The sequence below is a fragment of the Fluviispira vulneris genome (genome assembly GCF_014281055.1).
GTDB lineage: Bacteria > Bdellovibrionota_B > Oligoflexia > Silvanigrellales > Silvanigrellaceae > Silvanigrella > Silvanigrella vulneris.
In genome coordinates, this window is the sequence record NZ_JACRSE010000001.1 from 818,207 (window position 1) to 842,468 (window position 24,262).

Genomic DNA, 24,262 nt, shown 5'->3' on the forward strand with positions numbered 1-24,262 from the left:
TTTATGAAAAAGACAAATATTATTTGGAATACACACAAAGAAAATAAAAAAATAGAAAACACAAAATCACAGCGAATAAATCGTTTTTACTTATCTCTTTTTTTATCTATATTAGTAACTTTCACACAATATACTCTTATTGTAATTATTTTTCAAAAAGATGACGACAAAGTAAAACTTAACCGCTATGCGGTTGCAGTTACTCAGAAAAATATTTACAAAAATCAAAAAGCGAATGAAAACGATATAAAATTCGTTTATATGGACATTGGTGAGACAAAAGAACATTACATTTTGAATTCTGAATTTGACAGCTTTCGTGATAAGAAAATATTGATAGATATTAAAGAAAATACTCCTCTGTTTAAGAATAACTTTTCTTCAACAGTTAATACCCATCATTTGCCTGAAAAAATACCTTTTGGCAAAAGACTTTTTGTTTTAGATGTAGAAATTAGCCCTATATTATCTCACATTCAAATTGGAGATCGCATAGACATCATTGCCCATTTACAAATCCCTCAAATTGGCAACGCCACAGAAACAATCTTAGACGGAATAGAAATTATCGGTATAGGTGACCGATTAAACAAATCCAACAACCAAATCCCAAGTCACTCCCTAAGTTTTTATCTTTCGCCCGATGAAGTGAAAATTCTTAGTTTTATGAAACAATATTCAAAATTTTCAATCTCATTACGTAATCCAAATGATTTTAAGAATAAAAAAAGCTCCGCCGTAACGTTTAATAAATTTCTCGAAGACCCTCGAATAAAAAAGATTATTAAGGAAGATACTTTTCAAATAATACATGGAGAATATATTCAATGAACTGGAGGATAATAAATCATCAAGAAAATAAAATTGCACAGATTGAGGATAAAAATATTCTTACCATTGGCAACAATGAAAATTGCGATATTATAATACAAAGCTCTGAAAAAACAAAAATCTACTGCCAAGTGCTGCTCCACGATGGCTTCATTTTCGATATCAGGGATGAAAAAGTAAATACATTCTTTTTAAAGAAAAATTTGACCTTTTTTTCTCAAAAAATTGATTTTTTCTATGAACAAAATGACAATTTCTTCCTAAGCAGTTTGTTAGATAAAGATTTAAATATATCATGCTTTGATCTCTTCTTATTTAGCACAAATGGAAATGAAAACTTAAAATTTTTATTTTCAGACTATGAGCATAAAACGAAAATCATTGAAGAAAACTTTAAACAATTCAAAAAAAATCCAGAAATAATAGCACTTATTTACCAACAAATAACTCACATTTACTCACTTGATATTTTCAAAAAAACTCTTGCAGAAGTGCAAAATCAACTCTCGCAAAACTCAATTTTACGATTAGAAGCAAAAACGTATCATTACTTTGATATCGTAGAGACAGCTTGTTGCTATTTAGATACATTCTTTTGGGAAAAACATTGTATTTTTTCTGAAGAAAATATTTATTTATTCAAAAAAATAATTTGGTGTGTTTGTGCACAAATTGTCGACTATGGAATAATAACCCTTCCTCTCTATGATGAAGGAATTTCTGAAATCTTAATTAACCATGCAAAAAAAGTATATTTTGAAGGTAAAGGTCAACTAAAACTATCACCTCTCATCTTCAGCTCCGACAACACTCTTATGACTCTCATTGAAAGAATATGCACTTCAGTTGGGAGAAAGATCGACGAAAGCACACCCTATTGCGATGCACGCTTGCCCAATGGAGCGCGCGTACATGCTATCATTCCACCCTTATCATTAAACGGACCTTGTCTCACAATTCGAAAATTTCCAAAATATTCTATTGATATGAAATATCTTGTAAATAATTCCTCTCTCACTCAGCAAATGGCAGATCTTTTAAAAGGGATTGTGCAAGATAAGAAAAATATTTTGATCTCAGGCGGAACAGGAACAGGCAAAACAACTTTTTTAAATTGTTTAAGTTCATTTATCGGAAGGGATGAACGCATCATTACAATAGAGGATTCTGCTGAGCTACAATTACAGCAACCTCATGTCATCCGCCTCGAGACTCGCAGCGCGAACAGCGAAAAAATGGGTAAAGTGACTATGCGGGAACTGCTGAAAAATGCTTTGCGCATGCGACCTGATCGCATAGTTATTGGAGAGTGCCGAGGCGAAGAGGCTTTAGATATGCTGCAAGCTATGAATACTGGTCATGATGGCAGTATGACAACTATTCACTCTAATTCAGCAAAAGATGCTTTGAGGCGCCTCGAAACTCTTGTAATGTATGCTTCACAAAACCTCCCTTCCACTGCCATTCGCGAACAGATGAGCACAGCGATTCATTTTATTATTCAATTGACTCGACGTGCGAATGGTATGCGTTGTGTTGAATCCATTCATTCCATTACAGCTCTTTGTGAACAATCAAAAACCATTAAAACTAAGTGCTTATATGAATGCAATTGAGCTCAGTATTTTATTTATTTTTATATTCTTAATTATAAATTATACGTTGTTAATTTATAATAATTTGCATATTAAAAAAATGTATTTGTTTATATTTCCAATTGTACTTTTTATTATTCCATGTGGACTGAGCATTTTCAAATTCATCTATTTCAAAATCAAACTCAAGCAAGAAGAGAAAAACTTGCTCTCAGAAATTCCAACCCTCATCGACTCACTGCATTCTTTTTTAAAAGCTGGAATTCATATTTCTGAGGCAATCGTAATAATTGCTAAAAAATCTTATTGGAGCCCAACAATAAAAAGATATTTATTTGTTATATGCAATTCTTACCACCAAGGTCTTTCGTTCCAAGAATCCGTTAAGAAAGCTATGGATTTAAAAAGCTCATCTCGTCACAACAAACATTTACAATATATTTTAGCGGCCATACAAATAGGCCACCAAAGCGGCACAAAAATATGCTCAATTTTAGAAAATGCCAAAGCAAAGACTATGAGTAGTATTAAAATTGAACAAAAAATAAAAGTGTTAACTGCTCAAATGAAATTTCAAGCGATTATTATATCATCTATCCCATCAATATTATTTATTATAATTTACTTTATATCTCCAGAGCATATACTTTTCTTTTTTTATAATATTATTGGAAATATTTTATTAATAATTTGTGTTATTTTTAATTTATTCGGAATCATTATTCTAAAAAGGATCACAAAAATTGTTTAATATTATTTTAATAATTTCTTTTATTATCACGAATTTAATTATATTTTATTTATTCATAAAACAAAATAAATCTACAAATATTTCAACCATACAAATACTTAATGACTTTTTATCAGAAAAAAGCAAATTAAAAATTTTATATTTTTTTATTGGTAGAAGCAAAAATAAAAGCACGTTTTCTAAATATGCTCTGACAGATTTTTTGGACACCTTAGTGCTAAACTTACAAGCAGGATTAAACACTTTTAAAGCTTTTGAGCGAGCATGCTTTTCTATCACCGATCACAATTTACAGAAAAATTGCAAAAAAATTTTAAAAAAATATTATTTAGGCTCTTCTTTTCTCGAGGCTTTACAATCAGTTCCAGAATCAGAAAGCAACAGCGATTTACAAGAAGTTATTGAAAATATTACTCTTTCCCTTCTACTCGGAGCCTCACTCACAGAGAATTTAAACCAGCTGAGCAGTCATCTAAAAGCTAAAGCAAACACAGAGCTCGAAAAATTAGCAAGTGAGGCATCCGTAAAAATGATCTTTCCTCTGGTTTTCTTTATTTTTCCAGTTATATTTATTTTATTAGGAAGTGCATCAATTGAAGATTTTATTATATCATTTAACAACTGACTCTTGTTTATAAAGGAAGGTTATGGAAAATATAGAAAACACCGCACATGATAAACTGAAAGCACTCCAGAAAATCAGTTCTGAGAATATATCTACTGAAGCATTTCTTGAATTTTATTTTATTGACACTATTAATTTATGGCGCAATAAACTTGGTGAAATCGCTAAAGATTATGAATTGAGTCGACTTGAACGGAGAATCCTTGTTTATATTGGTCGATACCCAGGAATTCGCCAAGCAGATCTTGCATTTGTAATGGACGTTGAACCACAAAGTCTCACACGCTCTCTTGAAAATATGGAGAATAAAAAATGGCTCGATAAACACGACGATAGCCATGATAAACGAGCAAAGAGCTTAAAGCTTACCTATTTGGGTGAGAAAAAATTAGGGGATGCTCTGCAAGTAAGTGAATCAATAAGACCTAAAGTTTTAAAAGACATTACAGAACAAGAGAAAGCCTTACTAGCAAATGTTCTTAAAACAATTAGAAAAAATCTTGAAGGAATTCTTTAAGAACAGAGAAAAAGATTATTAATATGAATATTAAAAGTGTAATCTATTTTGTTCCAAAACAACCAATGCTGCACCTATAGCTCCTGAAGAATCTCCCATTCGGTGCTTATACACTGTGACAGGGCTATCAGGTAAATAAGTATTTTCACCTATTTTAGCTTCAATACCTTCATAAATAATATCTTGCAGACTCAAACCACCACCTAAAACAAAATAATGTGGATCAAGCATACAGGTGAGAGTTCCTAAAAAACTTGCTAAATCTTTTTTATATTGTTTGACCACAGCCAAAGCAATTGGATCTTGAGTATTATAGAGTTGAAAAATTTCTTGAGCAGAAGGACGTTTTTCAATTTGTGAATAAATACGTGAATTTAGTGATGCTTCAAGCGCTGGTCCACATAGATATTGCTCAGCACATCCTCTACGTCCGCAATAACATGGATGACCTTCCGAATAGAGAGTCATGTGACCAATTTCTCCTGCGCCCCCACGTTTTCCGGTAACAGCACGACCATTCACTATCAGTCCACCACCGAATCCAGAACCTAATATAAGTCCCATAGAAACTTGTTTACTCACTGGAATTTTTGTCTTTTTAAAGTGTTCAATTCCTGCACCACAAAGTGTTTCTGCTAATGCAAAACAATTGGCATCGTTTTCTGATAGTATTGGAAAAGAGACATTGAGTTTATTACGTAGGTCTTTTTGTAGATTGTGCCCTACTAAAATCATCGTATTACTTGAAGTAACAAGTTCTGAAATGGGATCAACAGGACCAGGTACGCTCAATCCGATTCCTGCTAAAGAATGTAGATCTAAATTTCTTTCTGCGCAGACTTCGTTGGCAAGTTGAGACATTTTTTCAATGACTTGTTCATATCCATTATGCCTTTCCGTTAACACTCTTTTTTTATAAAGCACAAAACCAGGAACAATTTCACCCGTTGATTTTTGAAACTCAAAAGAAGAGAGATAGCTTTCTTCTTTTTTCATTATACCAAAATGTAGAAGCATTGCTTCAATTTTTGTTCCACCTATATCGAATCCAATAAGATACATAATATGCTCTCCAACAGAACCAACAAAAATCAGTGTTCCTACCTTGCCATATTTATAGCCGTCATATCAACATTAATTTAACATTTATTGATTTTTAGCTAACACATTGATTTGTATATATGACATTTATTTGTTATTTTGAGTAATATTCATGCAATTTATCAATTTCAATATTCATAAGTTTAATTTCTTGAAATAATCTTTCCAAAAGAGATCTTAACTTAATTTCTTCAAATGAAATTTTACGGCCTTTACTGTTATAAAGATCCTTAGTGATTTTGACTTCAACACTTTGAAAGTCCCAATTTGCAAGGGAATTTATTCTTAATTCTAATGCGTTTTCTTTCGACAATGGAAGGCGTAAAACAGATTCATTAAAATAATTTTGGATAGCTTGCATTTGTTCTTTTACAAAAAGAAAAGAATCCATTCTTTTTTCTAATGAACCAACTCTTAGTGCATTCAAAACTGTTAATAACGAGTAATGAATTCTTTCCTGGCACAAAATAAAAGCTTCGTATTCCTTTGATGGAAAATTTCTTTTACCTATTTCATAATATATTTCAAGAATTCGATTGCGCGCCATTTGATTTTGTGTTGCTGACAATACTTTCTGTACATAAATATCTTCATATGTTTTTTTTCCATCAATCCACTCTATAATATATTCAAACAAAATATCCTTATCTCTAATTATATTTTTAAGATCAGTATGAAAACTTTTCTTTGCAAAATTTGGCCAGAGAAAAAATGAACCTAAGGTACCAAGCAAAGCACCTATTGCAACATCCTCTATTCGTAAAATAGCAAAAGATATTCCATTGGGATGGGCGGTTACATATAACATCATAAGAGCAAAAGTAAAGAAAAAAATTGAATATGTGTATGATTGCACTGTATTTACTGTATTATAAATTGCAAATATGATAGAAAGAAAAATAAATAATATATATATATTCATATCATTCGGAAATAAGAAAACAATAAAATAAGCCAATACACAGCCAAGAATCGTTCCCACAAGTCTTTGTTTGGCTTTAATTACAGTCGCTCCAAAATTGGCCTGCAAACAAACGAGAGATGTGATAAGAATCCAACCAGGGAACTCGGTCTTTAAGAAAAACTCATCAAGAATAACAGCTATGAAACAGATCACTCCAGCTCGCCAAGCTTGTCGGACTTCCATAATTTCAAAATTGATCATCGTTTTGAAAAAAATTTCCAAATTTTTAAAATATAAATTTCGAAGCATATCTTCACTCATTCCGACATAGAAATTTGAGTTCGGCATTAAGCAAACTAATATTATCTTTTAATTGTAATCCTACAGCCAATATTTCAGTAAAAAATTCATCATTGACATACTCTTCGTGGCTTGTTTCTATTTTGCTAAATTCATTCTTAGCATCATTAAATAAATTTTCATATATTTTCTTTATATCATCTATACGAATATCTTTATTATGAACTAAAAAGTTTAATAGCGAATTATTTATTCTGCTTATTGAATAAAATATGTTTCGCACTTGATTTTCATATTTTGCTGGAACGTTTAAAACTCTTAGTTTAATGCTAATCCCAATCGTTGTTTCGATAAAGCGCTCCTCTAAAGTCGCTAAAACATAAAAAATAAAAAATTTTTCTTTTAATTGGTTACTTCTTTTTATCTGAAGATCGATCTCTTTAAGCATTAATCTTAAGCTCTGAATCCGTGAAAATATTTTTTGTCGCCTCATGGTCAAATAATTTGCAGACTCGTCCGATTTATTAAAAGTATATTTCTCGACAGACTCAATATAAAAAGACATTTCTCTTAAAATTGAACGCATTTCAAATAAACATTCTTTTTTAAGACGCGGTCTGAATAAAATCGCACTGATAAAAAATGATATTATGAATGCTATCGTATTCATAATGGCATGTTCTTTTGTGACTTTAAAATTGTACTGTGAAAATAGAGAGTATTGAGGTATAACAAAGATCCATATTGAATAAACCGATGGTATCTTGTAATATGAAAAAATATGAATGAAAAAAGCCAAAAAGAAAGAAAAAAAAGCTATAGATAAATAAGTCATTGAATAGGGAAAAGCTATAAAAATAAGCGCAGTAGAAAATAAATATGCTAACAACATATTAAATTCTATGCGCCAATAAGGACAACGGGTACACGCTTGAGTTAAACCCAAAGCGCATAATCCCATAAAAATAAGTTCTTGATTGCGTGTAAAATAATAAATAGCAAAAACACTTAAAATTGCTAATGAACTTCTTACTCCTTGAATAAAAGAGCGATAATCTCTTTCCCACACAAGTAAGAGTTGTTGATAAATTACTTTTTTATTCATCCAATTGAGTTAACCACTCCATAATCAGTTTCATTTCACGCCCAGTTATCATATTTTTACCATACGCTATATCAAAAATATCTGTCGTTTTAAACAGACTGTGCAACGGTATATTTGCTAAAGTGAAATTTTCTTTCACTTTTTTCAAACTGTGCTGTGATAAGCTCACTGCTGTTAAAATTTGAAAACCATCTTTACGTACATGCTCACACGCTTGCAAGATACTTCCACCTGTCGTTACCATATCATCTACTACAATGACATGTGCTTCATCTGGAATGAAGCCCTCAATGACAGAATTCAGACCATACTCTTTGGCTTTGCTACGCACATAAACAAAACCGCAATTAAAATAGTCTGCTAAAGCATATGCGGGCGCAATTCCAGCAGTTGCAGTGCCAGCAAAAACTACAATATCTTGAGTAAATTGTTTTGCATACTGCGAAAGTAAAGAGTCTGCAAAGGCTTTAATAACTTTACGACGCAATTGAGGGTGGCTGAATATTTTCCGATGATCGATATAAACTGGTGATTCTTTCCCACTTGTTAATTTAAACATGGGATTGGTTTTTATTTGTATAACTTTTGCTTCAAAAAAACCTTGAATAATTTCTTGCATTTCTGAGTTTAAAATCACTCTTCAAACTCCTTCTATAATGATAATTGAAAATGTACGCTTAATTTTAGGATAATTGACAAGGTACTTTTAAATGATTGGCGATTTCCGAAGCCAAGTCTAGATTCCACATCATTCCTGTTGCGGCTTGCACGATATCAGCACCAGCGGATCGGTAAGAAGCAAATTCCTTTGCACTCACGACTCCACCCACACCTATAATTCCAAGATCGCTCTTTTGGATACCCAATTTTTCTCGAGTCTCACATAATAAAGCGACCATCTCTAAACCTTGATCAAAAATATACGAACCGCAAACTCCACCATTTAAAGAACCATTTCCTAAAGCAGGATAACCATTTTTTTGTGTAATTTTTGCAGATACTGTATTAATTGCACTGACTGCATCAATTCTTCCAGCTGTTTCTCCAAGAAAAATACGAGTTTCTTCTGCGTTCAACACGCCTAGCTTCACTACAAGTTTTACTTTAGATTTCAGCTCAGAAATAATTTTATAAGCGCAATTTATCGTTGCAATCGCACTTTTTAAATCTTTATATAGAGGAGCTTGCGCTTCGTTTGGGCAACTCAAATTCATTTCTATGATTGAAAATCCACTTGCTAGAATACCTTCACAAGCGATTTCAGTAATTTTTAAAACATCTTTGTAAAAATTTTCTGTTGTTTCTTTGGTGCTAGCACCTAATAAACGTGATCCTTGAAAACTTAACGAAACATGATAGCCTTTTTTTGTTGAATAATCTTTTAAAGTCGCCAAATCACTTTGCCATTTGTCGACACTTTGGCTTGGAACACCAAAGGAATTTGATATTGATATTTTTTTATTTAAATAATCGCTTTCTGAAAACAATTCACCTATGACAAGATTATTTTCTTCTGCATACAGAGACTTATTTTCCGATTTTAAAGATAGAATATTGGGCCATTTATTACACTCCCAAGCGACTGAGCGTACTGTTTTATAAACAGGCAAACAAAAACCTGCGTTTAAAGCAACCCTCACATAATCCGCATTTAACAGAGGCCCTGCAGCAACTCCAAATGGAATATGCAAAGGGACTCCTAAAAAATCATACTGAGGGGATTCTAAATATTCGAGTATCGGAAAATGTCTGTTTCGTAAATAATTTTTATCTGGCCCACGAGCATAATTTTCTTCGTAGCTTGCATTTGCATTGTACATTTCAATCCAATCCTAAAACTTTTAGACCATTGACTGTCGCAATACGTAACAATTCTTCTATATCATAATAATGATTCGCTTCTAATAATATTTTTAATTCTGTGAGCATATTTCCTTCAGCAAAAGGCTTATAAATATCACAAATATTGTCTGAACCAAGCGCAACAGTGAGTCCTGCAGGAATCATTTCGTCAATGGGTGTGACAGAATTATGTGTGGGAGATAGAACTTCTGTTCTGCGACTGTCAATCCAAGCTGTAGGACAAGCGACAAAGCTGAGACCAGCATCTCGGCAGAGTTTATAAAGTTCTGTGCGATAAGCCTTGTTGTGTGCCGCAATAGAAATACCGTGTACAGCTGTTACTTTACCTTCCAATCCCCACTCAATGACTTTTCGAGCCAACAATTCTGTTTCTTTTTCTTCAGCACTATTTAACTGATCGACATGTACATGCACTCGTTTTCCTGTTTCTTTAGCAGCTTTCAATAAAACATCAAGATGCTCTTTTTCTTGACCAGCATCGACACCAGGCAAACCACCGATAATATCAACATGTTCCAAAGCTTTTTCAAACCATTTGCGAGCATCTTTATGCAAAACCCCTTTCAAGGTTTGGCAAGCAATTAAAAAATTCATTTCATAATTTCTTGCAACAAAGTTTTTCGCTTTTAAAGCCGCATTTAAAGCTCTTTCTTCAGCAATGGGATCACAGTCAATAAAAGACAGACAATGGCGCACACCTTGTTCATGTTGGTTATTGAGAGCTGCTAAAATATGATGATAATAAATTTCTTCCGAAGCATTTTTCTTAAATTTATCAACCAACTTCCATTTATCAAATAAATGACTATTAACGCTTCCATGAGCATCATTAAAGTCTGATAAAGAAACAGAATACGCGCGGTCAAAATGAGCATGGGCATTTACAAATCCCCCATGTCCTGCAATGGTTTCTGATAATTTTGCAAAGGGATTCCACATACTCAATTTCTCCTCATATTAAAGTAAAGCTGGCTTCTTTGATGATTCTATATTTTTTGAAACACCTGATTTAACAGATTTATTCATTTTCTCAATAGTAACTTTGAGTACATCATAATCTGTGATCAATTGAACTCCATTTTTTACGCTCCAGCTGCGAATGGATTTTCCATCAATTTCTTCACTCAATGAATTGGTTGGCGAAGCCACGTTCACAACTAAATCGAAGCGATTTTGTTTTAATAAGTCAATTAAGTTTGGTTTGTGATTTTCTTGATTTGCTTTATGGACAAGAACACTTTTTATTCCAAGTTTATTTAAATAATTATGCGTCCCTTGTGTTGCAAACAAGACAAATCCAAGCGAATAAAGTTCAGATATTGCTGGAGCAAATTTTTCTTTATTCTGATCACCACCTACAGAAACAAGTGCATAACGTTCTTTTTCTTGGGAGAGTCGCATTTGCATTGTATAAATTTCAGTAAATCCAGCCGATGCATTTTGATTGAAAGCATTGCTCTTCATAAAAGTTGCTAATTTTTCATCGAATATACTATTTGGTGTTTCAACTGCCACAACATCAACGCGACCTTTAAACAATTTTACAGTAACAACACCTGTTACTTTTTCATTGATTCTTTCAATAAAAGCATTGAGGTCATCCATCAAAGGCTCATGCCAAAGCGCTCCATAGCAGAGATATCCCCATTTTTGATCGACAATCATTTTAAATTCATTTTCATGTCGAGTGCAGACAAATTTTTCGAGGGTCTCATGTGCACGTATGATTGTGTGCGCAGCTGGGGATTCATACACACCACGCACTTTGAGACCAACAACTCTGTCTTCCAAATGATGGGTAACTCCAACTCCGTGACATGCTCCTATTTTGTTGAGCTCAAGAATAATGGATGGAAGATCCATGTCCTGTCCATTTAATTGCACAGGAATTCCTCTTAAAAAACCAATTTTTAAGAGTTCAGGCTCATGCGGGGTGTTCTCAACTATTTTACACACCTGTAAAATAGCAGGTAAGTTAGGAATAAGCGCAGGATTCTCAATCTCACCTCCTTCAGCAGAAACGCCCCACATATTGTCATCATAGCTATAAGGTGAGTCTTTTGTTTGCTTTACAGGAATATTGTGGATGCGTGCATATTCAAGTTCTTCATCGCGTCCCATGCCCCATTCTCTAACGGGTGCAATAATTTTCATTTCGGGAGCTAATGTTAATACCGTACCCTCAATCCGCACTTGATCGTTGCCTTTACCTGTGCACCCGTGCGCAATACAGTCACAATTTTCTTCACGAGCTATATCTACAGCAATTTTTGCTAAGAGAGGCCTGCCCAGTGGTGTCGCGAGATGGTAGTCACCTTGGTAACGGGCATTGGCTTTGATTCCCTTTGCCAAATAGTGATAAGCAAATTCTTTTTTTGCGTCGATCACATAAGCTTTTTTTGCCCCGAGGCGAAGAGCTTTTTCTTTTATTTCCTCAAGGTTATCTGCCTGTTGACCAATATCTATGGTCAATGCGATCACCTCAGCATTGTACTGCTCTTGAATCCACTTCAACATAACTGAAGTATCCAGTCCGCCAGAATACAAAAGAACAACTTTACGAATTTCACCTTTGCGGCCTTCATATGATGCAACTTTAACGTAATCTGTCATTGTAAGATCCCTTCTTTAATAGCCCCAAAACAATTTGCACTGGGTTTAAAATATGCAAAAAAAAAGCCCCGCAAATGCGGAGCAAAAAACTAAAATATCTCAATTTCTAAAACGAGTGACCTTATTTCTATAGCTAGAGAATAAGCCTTGTGTTTATGCACAAATAACATGATAAAGTCCTAAACAAAAGAAACTCGAAAAAAATTCATCCGAAGATACTTATATGAGAATAATTTCTGAGTCAAGTTAAAACTTCATTTTTAATCGATGCCAAAAAGCATTTCAGAATATTTTGGATAAGGCCACAAATTATGTGGAACTAATCCTTCTAATTGATCTACTGTATTCCGTAATTCAACTAATTTAGGTAAAATATGTTGGCCAATAAAAATAGCTGTAGAATTTAAATTGTGATGCTCATAACATTCTTCGTTTGAAATTTTATCATATTGTAACTTAAGAGAATTTAGTGATGAAAAGAAATGATTAAATTCTTTCCCAAATTCTTCTGCAAATTTAATTGCCGGCGATGGTATGCTTAATTCTTTCGAAAGTTTCACATTATCCATAAGCTTTTCTAGATAATTTAAACACACTGGCATAACCTGAGTTTGTGCCATTTCTAAAGCACAATTAACTTCGATCAAGCTCTGTTTAATGTAACGCTCTTGTTGAATGGCTAATCGACTTGCAATATCTTCAGACGTAAATATGTTTGCTTTTATTAAGAACTGAACTTTCTTTTCGTCAGCAAGAGCAGCAAGTGAGTCAGGAGTCATTGGAAAATTCGACAGCCCTCGTTGTTTTGCTTCTTCAAGCCATTCCTGTGAGTAACCATTTCCTTCAAAGCGAATTTTTTTTGTTTCTATAATAACTTCTTTTAAAACGCTGAGAATAATATTATCGGAAACTTTGCCATTTTGTGCACGTGCATCCAATCTTTTATTGATTTTACTCAGTCCATCACAAACAGCAGCATTTAAAATTGCCGTAGGATAGCTAATTGATGCGCTGGATCCAACCGCTCTAAATTCAAATTTATTGCCAGTAAATGCGAAAGGCGATGTCCGATTGCGATCGGTATTGTCTTTTGCAACACCTTGTAAATGGGAAATGCCAAGATCAATCATGACTTTCTCAGCATTGATAATATCACCAGAACCCGACTCAAGAGAATTGAGAATCTTATCAAGGGTATTGCCTAAAAACGCTGAAATAATAGCTGGAGGAGCTTCGTTTGCGCCGAGTCTGTGATCATTACCAGCAGAAGCTATGGACGCTCTTAGAACATCGGCGTTGTCATGGATACCAAGCAATACGGAACATAGCATAGTTAAGAAAACAAGATTTTCATGAGGTGTTGCCCCTGGGTCCAGAAGATTACGTCCCGTTGAATCTTGCATGGACCAGTTGACATGCTTGCCACTGCCGTTCACACCTGCAAAAGGTTTTTCGTGCATAAGAGCAATAAATCCATGTTTTAGGGCGATACTCTTTATATATTTCATTGCTAATTGATTGTGGTCAGCTGAGATATTGGAAGATTCAAAAATGGGAGCTATTTCGAATTGACCTGGTGCCACTTCGTTGTGACGAGTTTTAATTGGCACACCAAGTTTATAAAGTTCAACCTCAAGTTCATTAAAAAAAGCTTGTACACGACTTGGTATTTGCCCAAAATAATGATCTTCCAGCTCCTGACCTTTAGGAGGTCTACGACCAAAAACAGTTCGACCGGAAAATTTTAAATCGATTCTTTTTCTTGCTAACTCTTTATCAACAATAAAAAATTCCTGCTCTGGTCCGACAGAAGTCGAAACATAATTAACTTTCTTCTCTCCTAAGAAATGCAAGGTTTTAACCGCTTCTTCTGAGAGAGCTTTGTTTGAACGTAATAATGGAGTTTTAAAGTCCAGTGCATCACCATGATAACTTATAAAGACAGATGGAATGTATAAGGTTTTCCCATTTTCAGTTTCCATAATAAACATAGGGCTAGAAGGATCCCAACCCGTGTAACCGCGCGCTTCAAAAGTTGAGCGTATACCACCAGATGGAAAGCTTGAGGCATCGGGTTCACTTTGTAAAAGCTCGGGTCCTGTAAATCTTTCAATTGGGTTGCCTTGTTTATCAAACCAAAGGAAAGCATCGTGCTTTTCAGCTGTTGTGCCTGTTTGTGGTTGGAACCAATGGCAATAATGCGTTGCCCCCATTTCCATAGCCCACTCACGCGCCGCCGCAGCGATTCGTTCTGCTAAATGGGCATCGATCTTGCCACCATGTTTCATGACTTTTGCCATAACATCAAGATCTTGTGAAGATAAGCGTTTAACCATAGCTCGCAAATCAAAAACGTTTGAGGCAAAATAATCAGCAATGCGAGATTGTTTTCCATCCGCATTCTGTGGTCTTTGTATTTTACGAATGTTAACAGCAGAATTAGAAAATGAATCTTTCATGGTTAAACTCCATTTTGCTTAAAAATCACGAGTCAAAAAATACAATATTAATATATTATATTTTTTATTTTCCTCTATATATGTAGACTCTGCATTTATTTAAACGCAAAAAACATGTTCTCAAAAGTCGTCACATGCTCGTAGCATAAAATATGAAAAGTCCAAAGTGATTTAAAGATTTTTTGATGAATAACGCATCCAAAAGAAGATGGGAACACGGGATGGAAGGAGAATTATGAAAAGAAATGATAGAATACTTCCTAACAACATAGATTCTGATAGAGCGGCACAAAATTTAGTTCTTTCAGAGACTTTCGCATTTTTATCCTTATGATTTTGTATTGAAATCCCAAAGAGCCATCTACCCAATGTCGCCCCTTCAAAGCCTAATATTGAGTATTGAAATAAGAAGACGAGAATTGCCATAAAAAACCAAACTTGCAATGAAAATAAAAATGTATAAAGAACACCTAAATCCACTGTCGCCACTGATAAATATTTTACTAATGAAGAAGTTACATCGAAAAATCCTTTTGGAATAAAAACAGTATTGACACACAGGGAAATAATAAGAAAGCAAAATCCTACCAACGCATCGACTGTCCAAGCAAGAAAAGCAAAAAAAGGATGCACAAAATAATTGTTATCAACATCAACATCTTTTTGATCATTATAAAATGCTTTTAATTGTTTTTCTTTAATAACAGCAGCATCTTTTTCATGATTGATAGGCAACTCATTTATATTTTCCGCATAGTAATTTTCATTTAAAATAATAGGACTTTTTTCTATATCACTGTTTAGATAAGCATTATTTTGCGCTGTGAGTTCTGATTCTTTTAAAGGAAGATATTGTGACTTATCAATTATCGACTCTGCAAAAAAACCAAAACCTGTGTGCAATGGCTCTATCGATCTTTTTTGCTGCTCCTCAGAAAAACTCATAAAGCTTCCTTAATAAATAAATTCAACACCGTTGCTTTTATATTTTCTGAATTTAAATTGCCATATCGTTCTTTCCAACCTTCGACTGGGAAAATTGCTTTTGCCATAGTTCTGTGCCCACCGCCACTCGCCCAACCGTTGATAATTCTTTTTACAACGTCTCCGGCATTTTTCACATATCCCACATTGCGCACACTCATAACAAGGTTATTTTCGTAGATACCAGCGCAAATAGCCCACTCTGACCCCTCAAATTGAAGCATAAAATCAGCTACTTGCGGAATAAGATCCTCTCTCTCAACTTCACCAATATAGCTCACTAATATGGACTCTTTTACGGCCATACTCGTTAAAGCGTGCGCAAGAACGGGTGCAAAGCGCATAGGAAGCTCAGGTTTTTCCATTCTACGTAATAAATTATAATTGATATCAGGATAGAGCGATATAAATGCATAAAGGTCTGCATCAATAACTTCTCTATTTAAATGTAGAGTATCGGCTTTTATTCCATAAAGTAACGCAGTGGCTAATCTTTGCCCAATATTTACTGCAGCAGCTCGTAAGTATTCTGTCAAAATTGTTGAAGTCGCTCCATATTTCGAACGAATATCACAATATGGAATATCACTGTAATTTCCAGTCATGGGATGATGATCAATGATGGCATCAACCTTTGGTAAGGTAACAGTAAAATGGGTTGGCTGCGTATCGAGCAAAGCTACTTTATCAAAATTATTTAAGTCTTCTGGTTTAATAGTTATGACTTCTAAATCAAGCAATCTTAACATGGCTAAATTTTCAGGGCGTGTGACTTTGCCAAACGTCACTATGGGAGTTGAAACTTTGTTTCTCCCTAACAAAGCTCTCAACGCAAGAGCTGATGCTAATCCATCGGGATCAGGATCGGGTTGTAATAAAAGAGCTATTTTGTCACCACTATCAAGTATATCTCGCACTTCTTTTACGCGGTGACTGCTTTCTATGTGTCTCAACTCCGCACTAATAGGTCTGCTTAACAATTCAGTCCACGACAAAACAAGTTCACGATCGTTATCAATGAGTTTGCGAGGCACTTCTTCAGGATGGCCAATCTGTAAAGATAGAATACGAGCATCGGGCAACTCAGTCAGAATAAGTTCTCGAATATTTGAATATTTTTCTATGTCTTTCAAAGATAGGACAACACAAATAGGCTTATATTCTTTCCATTGAGAAAAGAAAGAGGCTTTGGTCACATCCCCTTTGACGAGAGCTTCCTTATGAATGGAATCTTCACAGGCATCGATTAAAGAAGTTTGTAATTGACCACATTTACTGGGAACCCAAACCTTTATATCCATATTTTTTTGAATGTGCACTAATGTTGATGCAAGTTCAGGATCATCACATATCACTAGGAAAAGACCACGTTTGGAATCCATCTAATACACCTTACTATTTGAAATTAATCAGATAAATACTTCCTGATAATTGTTCTTGCAAGTTGGAGTATGCTACAATATTTTACCCCCCTGTTTGGGATGGCAATTCTGCCTCGCAATTTTCATAATATACTACATTGCGTAACCTGTTGAATAAGATAACCTAGTTAGGTTAGAATCTCACAGGGCTCTATGAGGACATAAGATGACAGAAATACTTGGTTTTAACAACCTAACGAAAGCTTTAAGCTTCAATCTATATGACTTTGCTGTTGCATTGAATGATGAAGAAAGAGCTTCGTATATCAGGTATATTGATGAACGGTATTCCGCACGTCAAATTGAATCCCAACTCATACGAATTGCAGAAATAATTGATGCTGAAGTTTTAAACGTCAGCTCAAAAGATTTCGATCCATATGGTGCAAGCGTTATATTGCTCATGAGCGATTTAAAGGGCGATCAAGCAACTCAACAATCAAATATGATTTCTCAATCAACTTATAACATTGTTGACAAACAAGCCAATCTCATGGCTCAGTCAACGGTTTCCATTCATTTAGACAAAAGTCATATCTGTGCACACACCTATCCAGACAGTCTTGATCCCTCTGGTATCTGTAGCTTTCGCGTTGACATTGACATAGCAACCTGTGGAAGCATTTCACCTTTGTATGCATTGGATTTTATGTTCAAGGCATTCGAAACAGACGTCGTTTGTGTGGATTATGTTGTCAGAGGTTTTGCGCGAAATAAAAAGAACGAAAAAATATACATGGATCATGAAATTGAGAGCATCACTCAGTTTGTCTCCCCATTTATACTAAGAGAATATGACACCATAGATAAAAACTCTCCAGAACATCATACCTATCAAACAATGTTTTGTAGAAAAGAATTGGATGAGAGTTGTTACTTTAGAAATCCAAGAACTGTTCCACCACACATTGCTTCCGAAAAAATGGCTCTTATTCGCAAAGAAATAGATTCTGTTGCCCGTTTAAAATAATCATTTTCTTTTAAACAAAGATTTTTAGTTCCTTTATGAAATAATGCTTCATAAAGGAATTTTTTTTATTCAACATATCAGTAAACATCAGTTACGAAAAAATATTTTTATGTTATATATTATTCTTAACGTAGGCAAAGGAGAGTTGCTTTGAGAGAAAAAAACAGTTCAAAATCAAGAGCATTATCTCTTATTCGAACCATTGGCAGCACTGCCCTCAAAGCAGGCAATGAGGCCATTCAAAAAAAACTAAGTAAATTGAGTGAAGGGGATTCGCCTATCAGTGAAGCTGCATTGAGACTCGTCAAAGGTCTCGATGATCTTAAAGGCGCAGCTATGAAAGTTGGACAAATTTTAAGCATGGTGGATGAAAAAATGCTTCCCCCAGGCTGGAAAGAAGCATTGAGCAAACTACAAGCCAACGCAACCGCCAAAGATTGGAGCTTTATAGAACCCATTTTATTAAAGGCATTTGGTAATTTAGATGACTTTGAATACATCGAAGAACGAGCAGTTCATGCCGCAAGTATTGGTCAAGTCCACAAAGCACGTTTAAAAGATGGAACTTATATCGCTCTTAAAGTACAATATCCAAATCTAGAAAAAAGCGTAAAATCCGATCTTCAAAACATGAAAAGACTCATCAATTTAGCGAATATTATGCCAAATATGGCAAACTATGATCACACTTTCGAAGCCGTCGAAAAACTCTTTCTTGAAGAACTCGACTTTATACGTGAAAAAAACTTTTATGAACTTTATAAAGAAAACTTTAGTAACAATCCCAATATTATTGTGCCAAAAACAATCTCCCATCTTTGTCGAAAAAATATTTTAGCCACGGAATGGATCCAAGGTGAAAATCTCCAACAATGGATGACACGCAATCAAAGTGAAATGCATTCAGATATCGAACTTATAAAAAAGCGCGATAAAATAGGTTTTCTTTTATTGGATCTTGTCTTTAAAGAAATTATAACTTTCAAACATATTCAATCCGATCCCAATCCCGGTAATTTTCTTATCACTGAGGATTGCAAACTTGTTCTGCTCGATTTTGGGGCTACACAAAAATTAAGTTCCGATCTTATCCAAAATTATGCTGAACTTTGTCGTGTAAGCCTAGCTGAAGATAAAGAAAACATAATAAATGTTGCTGTAAAAATGGGCTTTTTATTTACAGATGACAGCAATGAGATAAAAGAGAGTTTTTTAAGAATAATGCAGCTTGCAATGGAGCCCTTTATCCATGAGAGTTATTCTTGGAGAAACTGTGATATGTTAAAAAGAATAAATTCTGAGTCTTTTCATTTAATGAAATTGACTAAATTTAGAGCTCCAGCTTCTGAAATCATATTTATGAATAGAAGACTTGGTGGAAATTTAATCATGATGGAAAAGCTGGGGGCGACGGTCTTTGCCAGAGAACTTTTTGTAAATATTTTACAATAAAAAGGATTGATAATGCTTATTTTAAAACATAATTTTTCTTTTTGCGCCAGTCATAGGCTTTTTAATCCAACCTTCAGTGATGATAAAAATAAAGAAATATATGGCAAATGTGCAGGTAAAAATGGGCATGGGCATAACTATAAACTCGAGGTTGCAATTACAGGTCAAGTGGATCCTGAAACAAGCATGCTCTTTAATTTACAAGATCTTTCTGACATCGTGTATGAGAATATTATCAACGACGTCGATCATAAACATTTAAATTTTGATGTGCTTTGGCTTGAAGGTAAAATCCCAACAATCGAAATTTTTATTGAAGAAATCTGGAAAAGACTTGATAAATCTATTGGAAGTAAACAGAAAAACAAACTTGAGCTTTACTCAGTTACTTTATGGGAAACAGAAACAAATTTTGCAACACGTTTGAGAAATTAGGATATATTTCAAGCATGATTATCTTGTTCTTTTCTTGATTTTATCCATTTAACTATAATAGGAATAAACGATACAAAGATTATTCCGACAATTAAAAAATGAATATAGTCATTTATTTTATCTCCGAACATTTTTCCTAAATAATATCCACCAAATACCATGCTCCAAACCCATAAAAACCCACCGATGATATTGTAAGATACAAACTTAGAAAAGGTCATCTCAGCAGCTCCAGCAACGGTAGGAGCAAAAGTTCTTATAATAGGAATAAATCTTGCTATAATTATAGTTTTTCCACCATGTTTTTCATAAAAATCATGCGCATATTGTATATGTTTTTTGCGAAAGAAAAAAGAATCTTCCTTACTATATAGCAATGCACCAAGTTTTTTGCCAATATAAAAACCAACAGCATCACCTACAATTGCAGACACAGTTAGTGTAGAAATAAGAATTGAGATCTGCATATCTCCTTTAGCAGCAAATAATCCTGCAGCAATTAACAATGAATCCCCTGGCAAAAAAAAGCCTACCAATAAACCTGTTTCAGCAAAAACAATTAAAATGAGACCGATATATCCTACTGTTTGTATCAGAAATATGGGATCATTTAATACTGATAAAATAAATTGATAAAGCGTATGAAAAAAATCCATAAAGTAACAATCCTCCTGGAGTTATCACGTATTCATATTTCTTATACCGGAAAATAAATGAAGTACAATCTTAAAAGTATTCTCTTTTAGAATTATTGCCTTTAATTAAATTATATGATTCTGAAGGAAGAAAATCCCAAGATACACCGATAGAAACTTCAAACCATCCTTCCAGATATCTTTTTGCAGCAACCCGAAATAATAATTCTTTTGTCATCAAACGAAAAGGTCTGAGATCTGCCTCGAGTGCCCAAACAGATTTTCCTTGGATAAAATCAAAAAAAGAAAATCCACCGACAAATTCATAATCACCAATATTATCAATATTATCTGACCATCGGCCATTGGCAAAAACAGAAATTTTAGAAATACTAAAAGCAGCATCGGACTGTAAAACACTTCCTCCCATATATTCAAGAGCTCCTCCTATGCGAAAAACTCCAGAAGGAACAGGGTTACGCCATAAAACCTTATAACCACCTATGCCAACATAATAACTTGAACCCTCAATAGTTGAGCCGTTAAAAAATGAAAATTGTCCATATGGATTTATATAGAGATCAAAAGTCGAATCGATATCTATTTTTCCTGATGCATTGAATGTATTTATTAAAGTTGTTGGTATGCCTGCAGAATTGCCAAAATATGAGCCCGATGTAAGAGCAGCACCAATTCTTAGACTTGTTGGATCCCAAGTATTAGGATCATCAATGGAAATTTTTTTCTTTGGCTTACTGATTTCAACCTCTTCGCCTTCATTAGGAGGAAGCTGGGGAGAAATAAGTCCTTGCTGCTCAGCTTGCGGTTTGGAGCTTTCCTCTTGTGCTAAAGCAATTTCACTTTTCTTATCAAGTTTTGCCGTTTTATCTTTTTCTAAATTATTTTTATCTATCTTGTCTTTATCCATCGAAACAGGTTCGTTTTTTTCTTGCTTGTCTTTTCCAAAAACGACTGGAGGTAACATCGAACGCATTTTCTCTCTTCTTGTCTGAGATTCAAAACCTTCCTCTGCCGCGCCTAACATGGGAGCGGTTTCTGGATTATAAGGATCTCTCCAACCGGTATTATTTAATTTTTGTTCTTTTTTCCAAACGAGCAGTTGAACATCTTGCTTATCAAGAATTTTTAATGCTTGTTCATATGAAACACGATCGGACGACACAATTTGGCACAGAGAACTTCCTTGGCGTGCTTCCAATACCTTAAGAGCATGGATTGGAATCCGATTGGCTCGTAAAAATTCGCCTGTTTGTGGATGAAAACTCGATAAAATAACGTAACCTGCATAAAGGGTTTCACCACGAACAATTCCTCGTTCTTTACCAAAATCTACAGTTAATAAATTCTCACGCATATATGTCACTTTACCGTCGTGACCTAATGTCGCAATCAAACGTGAAACGGCTTGAGCAAATGCTTCTTTTATTTTTGAGCGACTGGCTTGCGGTTCGATCATAACATCTTCTCGCGCCCAGATAGAACCCATAATTCCAGCGCCTCTTACTGACACACGCACGAGAGTTTGATCCGGAGCAAAATAAATGGATGGCCGAATCCAAGCATCCAAATTGTAATCCGATTCAAGATTCACTCTTAGATTATCTGCATTTACATTTTCAGGTGAGTTTTTTGCTGATCCACTCAAGGGAATCAGTTTCATAAAATCAGATAAAGATAGACTCCAAAAACGCCCTGTATTTTGAATTTCTTCATCAACATCCGCAACGAGATCTTTGCGCAATTCAGTTTCGCTAAAAGGTAGGGCTGGCACACCATATAAAACTCTGTCTTGTTTGCGCATGAAAATTCTAAATTTATCCACATTACTTTCTAAAATATCAATTCCGACCCTCCGCACAGGAGGCAATAAATATGAGTCACCTTGTGTACTCGGGGGGCGTGCTGTTGGATTTTCCAACGAAAATAAATTCTCAATATAAAACAGAAGCAAAAATGCTAAAATTAAATATTTGACAATTTTTGACTTTTCCACTCAGAGGCTCCCTTGTTCTTTAAATTGTATGTTAATTTCGTACTCATTTAGAAGCTTCAGCAATTTGACACTAGGCTGCAAATTTTAGACAAACTTGGGTGAGGTGATTAGCTGCACACTTGATTAACGGATTGGAGAAAATTTGATTATTAAAATATTACAAATTGCTTTAAAAATTTTCAGCATTATATTAACTCTTCTTTCTGCAATTATTTTCTTAATTCTTGCGATTTTTGCAATTACAAATTTCATTGTGTACCTCAATTCTAGAAATGCCCCTCCCCCATTAACTCCAAAAGAATATGCAATTGTCCTTGGCGCAAGTGTGCATGGTGATTTACTATCAGGTGTATTAAAAGCACGGATGGAAACAGCAATCGACCTTTATCATAAAAAATTAGTGAAACATATTCTTATGAGTGGTGATGGAACAGATACAAATTATAGTGAAACCACTGCTATGAAAAAATTTGCACTCAAAAATAAAATACCTGCAGAGAGTTTAATTACAGATGAAAAAGGTTATAGCACTTATGCAACGATTTTGCGGGCGAAAGAAATTTATAATATAAACAGCGCATATATTATTTCACAAAATTTCCATTTACCTAGAGCAGTTTGGATTGCCCGCGAAGTTGGGATTGAAGCCGATGGGGTTGGGGCAGGCGAAGTCAAAGAAAAATGGTATTACTCGTCAAGAGAATTTTTTGCTAGAACAAAAGACTTTTTTCAAATTATTTTTAAAGTACCACCTATTGATGAAAGAAACTTTATTTTTTAATTTATTTGACAGATTGCGATATTTTATGATATAAATTAAAATTATTCTTAATATTTAAATACTATAATGATTAAAGGGAATTCATAAATTATTTATTAGATATTGAAAAAGAAATTAAAGAATTTGTAGTAGGCTGGACAAAATCAAGATGTATAAATTATGTTGAACTAAATCAACAGAAAGATTTTATCTTAGCTCAGTTTGACACTCCAATTGGTTCTATTTTAAGAAAATTAGAATTTTTTGTTTGGAGTTATAATAATTTTAACGCTTTAGATTTTACAGCACTTAGCAAAAATGAATTTCATTTTGAAAGCCTTTTTAATCCAAGTGAAGAAATATGCAAGCATATGAAAAATAAGGGTTATAAGAATCTAGTCAATGAATCTTTTATGTCTTTGAAATTGAATAAGTCGCACTATAACTCTAATGACCCAACAATTGAGTGCATACAGGATCAAGATCAAGTAAATTGGTATAATGAGCAAAGAGGCAAAGTTATTATTAATTTTGATAAAATGCTGTTTAAAAATATTCTATTTTTTTGTGCCAAGGTTGATAACAGTTTAGCATCTTGGGCAAGACTCATCATAAATAATAATTATGCTGTCATTGATGACGTACAAACGGATATTATATATAGAAGACAGGGATTCGCTAAAAAAATAATGAATACTTTAATAGATACTTCGTTCAAGAAGAATGTATCTAATATTGTTTTATCTGCTAGCAATGATGGAAAATCATTATATGAAAGCTTTGGATTTAAAACTATTGCTGATATAAAGGTATTTTCTACTTAAAAAATAGTTATGCATATAATAAACTATTTGTATATTTATTCAATGCTTTTATTTTTAATGGACTTTGTTACTCTCACGAATTTATTTTTTTTAAATGAGGGGG

Annotated in this window: 22 protein-coding genes; 10 read left to right on the forward strand and 12 right to left on the reverse strand. The window is 34.1% G+C overall.

Annotation, left to right across the window (positions count from 1 at the left end):
• Positions 1–3 precede the first annotated feature (3 nt).
• The 5 genes from H7355_RS03280 to H7355_RS03300 all read left to right on the forward strand — a co-directional run bounded on the left by H7355_RS03280 (position 4) and on the right by H7355_RS03300 (position 4,319).
• On the forward strand, positions 4–831 hold the full coding sequence (locus H7355_RS03280) for a hypothetical protein (RefSeq protein ID WP_186645151.1): 828 nt from the start codon (positions 4–6) through the stop codon (positions 829–831).
• Complete coding sequence (locus H7355_RS03285; protein ID WP_186645153.1) at positions 828–2,447, forward strand: CpaF family protein; 1,620 nt, start codon at positions 828–830, stop codon at positions 2,445–2,447. The genes H7355_RS03280 and H7355_RS03285 overlap by 4 nt, the downstream gene beginning before the upstream one ends.
• A 184-nt stretch (positions 2,448–2,631) precedes the next feature.
• Complete coding sequence (locus H7355_RS03290; RefSeq protein ID WP_186645161.1) at positions 2,632–3,177, forward strand: type II secretion system F family protein; 546 nt, start codon at positions 2,632–2,634, stop codon at positions 3,175–3,177.
• 202 nt (positions 3,178–3,379) lie between these two features.
• Positions 3,380–3,802 (forward strand): type II secretion system F family protein, encoded by a 423-nt coding sequence (locus tag H7355_RS03295; protein ID WP_286190642.1) that lies wholly within the window; start codon positions 3,380–3,382, stop codon positions 3,800–3,802.
• Between the two features lie 22 nt (positions 3,803–3,824).
• Positions 3,825–4,319, forward strand: coding sequence for a MarR family winged helix-turn-helix transcriptional regulator (locus H7355_RS03300; RefSeq protein WP_186645165.1), 495 nt, complete (start codon positions 3,825–3,827; stop codon positions 4,317–4,319).
• A gap of 30 nt (positions 4,320–4,349) precedes the next feature.
• Here H7355_RS03300 and H7355_RS03305 read toward each other — a convergent pair whose 3' ends face one another.
• From H7355_RS03305 to H7355_RS03350, 10 genes are all read right to left on the reverse strand, one after another.
• Entirely contained in the window at positions 4,350–5,381 is a 1,032-nt protein-coding gene (locus tag H7355_RS03305; RefSeq protein ID WP_186645166.1) for an ROK family protein, read from the reverse strand.
• Between the two features lie 133 nt (positions 5,382–5,514).
• A complete protein-coding gene (locus tag H7355_RS03310; protein WP_186645167.1) occupies positions 5,515–6,585 on the reverse strand; it encodes an FUSC family protein in 1,071 nt (356 codons plus the stop codon).
• 52 nt (positions 6,586–6,637) lie between these two features.
• Positions 6,638–7,729 (reverse strand): hypothetical protein, encoded by a 1,092-nt coding sequence (locus tag H7355_RS03315; protein ID WP_186645168.1) that lies wholly within the window; start codon positions 7,727–7,729, stop codon positions 6,638–6,640.
• Positions 7,722–8,366 (reverse strand): orotate phosphoribosyltransferase, encoded by a 645-nt coding sequence (locus H7355_RS03320; RefSeq protein WP_186645169.1) that lies wholly within the window; start codon positions 8,364–8,366, stop codon positions 7,722–7,724. Before H7355_RS03320 ends, H7355_RS03315 begins: the two co-directional genes overlap by 8 nt.
• Positions 8,367–8,412: 46 nt before the next feature.
• Positions 8,413–9,549, reverse strand: coding sequence for a hypothetical protein (locus H7355_RS03325; protein WP_186645172.1), 1,137 nt, complete (start codon positions 9,547–9,549; stop codon positions 8,413–8,415).
• 1 nt (position 9,550) lies between these two features.
• Positions 9,551–10,531: an amidohydrolase family protein gene (locus H7355_RS03330; RefSeq protein WP_186645174.1), complete on the reverse strand. Its 981-nt coding sequence runs from the start codon at positions 10,529–10,531 to the stop codon at positions 9,551–9,553.
• Positions 10,532–10,549: 18 nt separating this feature from the next.
• Positions 10,550–12,205, reverse strand: a complete 1,656-nt coding sequence (locus tag H7355_RS03335; RefSeq protein ID WP_186645176.1) for an argininosuccinate synthase — start codon at positions 12,203–12,205, stop codon at positions 10,550–10,552.
• 260 nt (positions 12,206–12,465) lie between these two features.
• Positions 12,466–14,664, reverse strand: coding sequence for a glutamine synthetase III family protein (locus H7355_RS03340; protein ID WP_186645178.1), 2,199 nt, complete (start codon positions 14,662–14,664; stop codon positions 12,466–12,468).
• Between the two features lie 171 nt (positions 14,665–14,835).
• Positions 14,836–15,609, reverse strand: coding sequence for a hypothetical protein (locus H7355_RS03345; protein WP_186645180.1), 774 nt, complete (start codon positions 15,607–15,609; stop codon positions 14,836–14,838).
• Positions 15,606–17,030 (reverse strand): DHH family phosphoesterase, encoded by a 1,425-nt coding sequence (locus tag H7355_RS03350; protein WP_186645181.1) that lies wholly within the window; start codon positions 17,028–17,030, stop codon positions 15,606–15,608. The genes H7355_RS03345 and H7355_RS03350 overlap by 4 nt, the downstream gene beginning before the upstream one ends.
• Positions 17,031–17,235: 205 nt before the next feature.
• Between H7355_RS03350 and H7355_RS03355 the strand changes: the two genes are divergently transcribed.
• The 3 genes from H7355_RS03355 (at position 17,236) to H7355_RS03365 (ending at position 19,926) form a co-directional block, all read left to right on the forward strand.
• Positions 17,236–18,039, forward strand: coding sequence for an S-adenosylmethionine decarboxylase (locus H7355_RS03355; protein WP_186645183.1), 804 nt, complete (start codon positions 17,236–17,238; stop codon positions 18,037–18,039).
• 150 nt (positions 18,040–18,189) lie between these two features.
• A complete protein-coding gene (locus tag H7355_RS03360) occupies positions 18,190–19,491 on the forward strand; it encodes an ABC1 kinase family protein (RefSeq protein ID WP_186645185.1) in 1,302 nt (433 codons plus the stop codon).
• A 12-nt stretch (positions 19,492–19,503) separates the two neighbouring features.
• Entirely contained in the window at positions 19,504–19,926 is a 423-nt protein-coding gene (locus H7355_RS03365; RefSeq protein ID WP_186645187.1) for a 6-pyruvoyl trahydropterin synthase family protein, read from the forward strand.
• A gap of 8 nt (positions 19,927–19,934) precedes the next feature.
• On the opposite strand, the gene H7355_RS03370 is transcribed toward H7355_RS03365, so the two are convergent.
• The gene (locus H7355_RS03370; RefSeq protein ID WP_186645189.1) at positions 19,935–20,582 is read right to left on the reverse strand and encodes a DedA family protein; all 648 of its coding nucleotides are present in this window, start codon (positions 20,580–20,582) and stop codon (positions 19,935–19,937) included.
• Positions 20,583–20,652: 70 nt separating this feature from the next.
• Positions 20,653–22,575 (reverse strand): hypothetical protein, encoded by a 1,923-nt coding sequence (locus H7355_RS03375; protein WP_186645191.1) that lies wholly within the window; start codon positions 22,573–22,575, stop codon positions 20,653–20,655.
• Positions 22,576–22,717: 142 nt separating this feature from the next.
• On the opposite strand from H7355_RS03375, the gene H7355_RS03380 reads away from it, so the two are divergent.
• Together H7355_RS03380 and H7355_RS03385 are read left to right on the forward strand one after the other, a co-directional pair.
• Positions 22,718–23,356 (forward strand): SanA/YdcF family protein, encoded by a 639-nt coding sequence (locus H7355_RS03380; protein ID WP_186645193.1) that lies wholly within the window; start codon positions 22,718–22,720, stop codon positions 23,354–23,356.
• A gap of 392 nt (positions 23,357–23,748) precedes the next feature.
• Entirely contained in the window at positions 23,749–24,159 is a 411-nt protein-coding gene (locus H7355_RS03385) for a GNAT family N-acetyltransferase (protein WP_186645195.1), read from the forward strand.
• Positions 24,160–24,262: the final 103 nt, after the last annotated feature.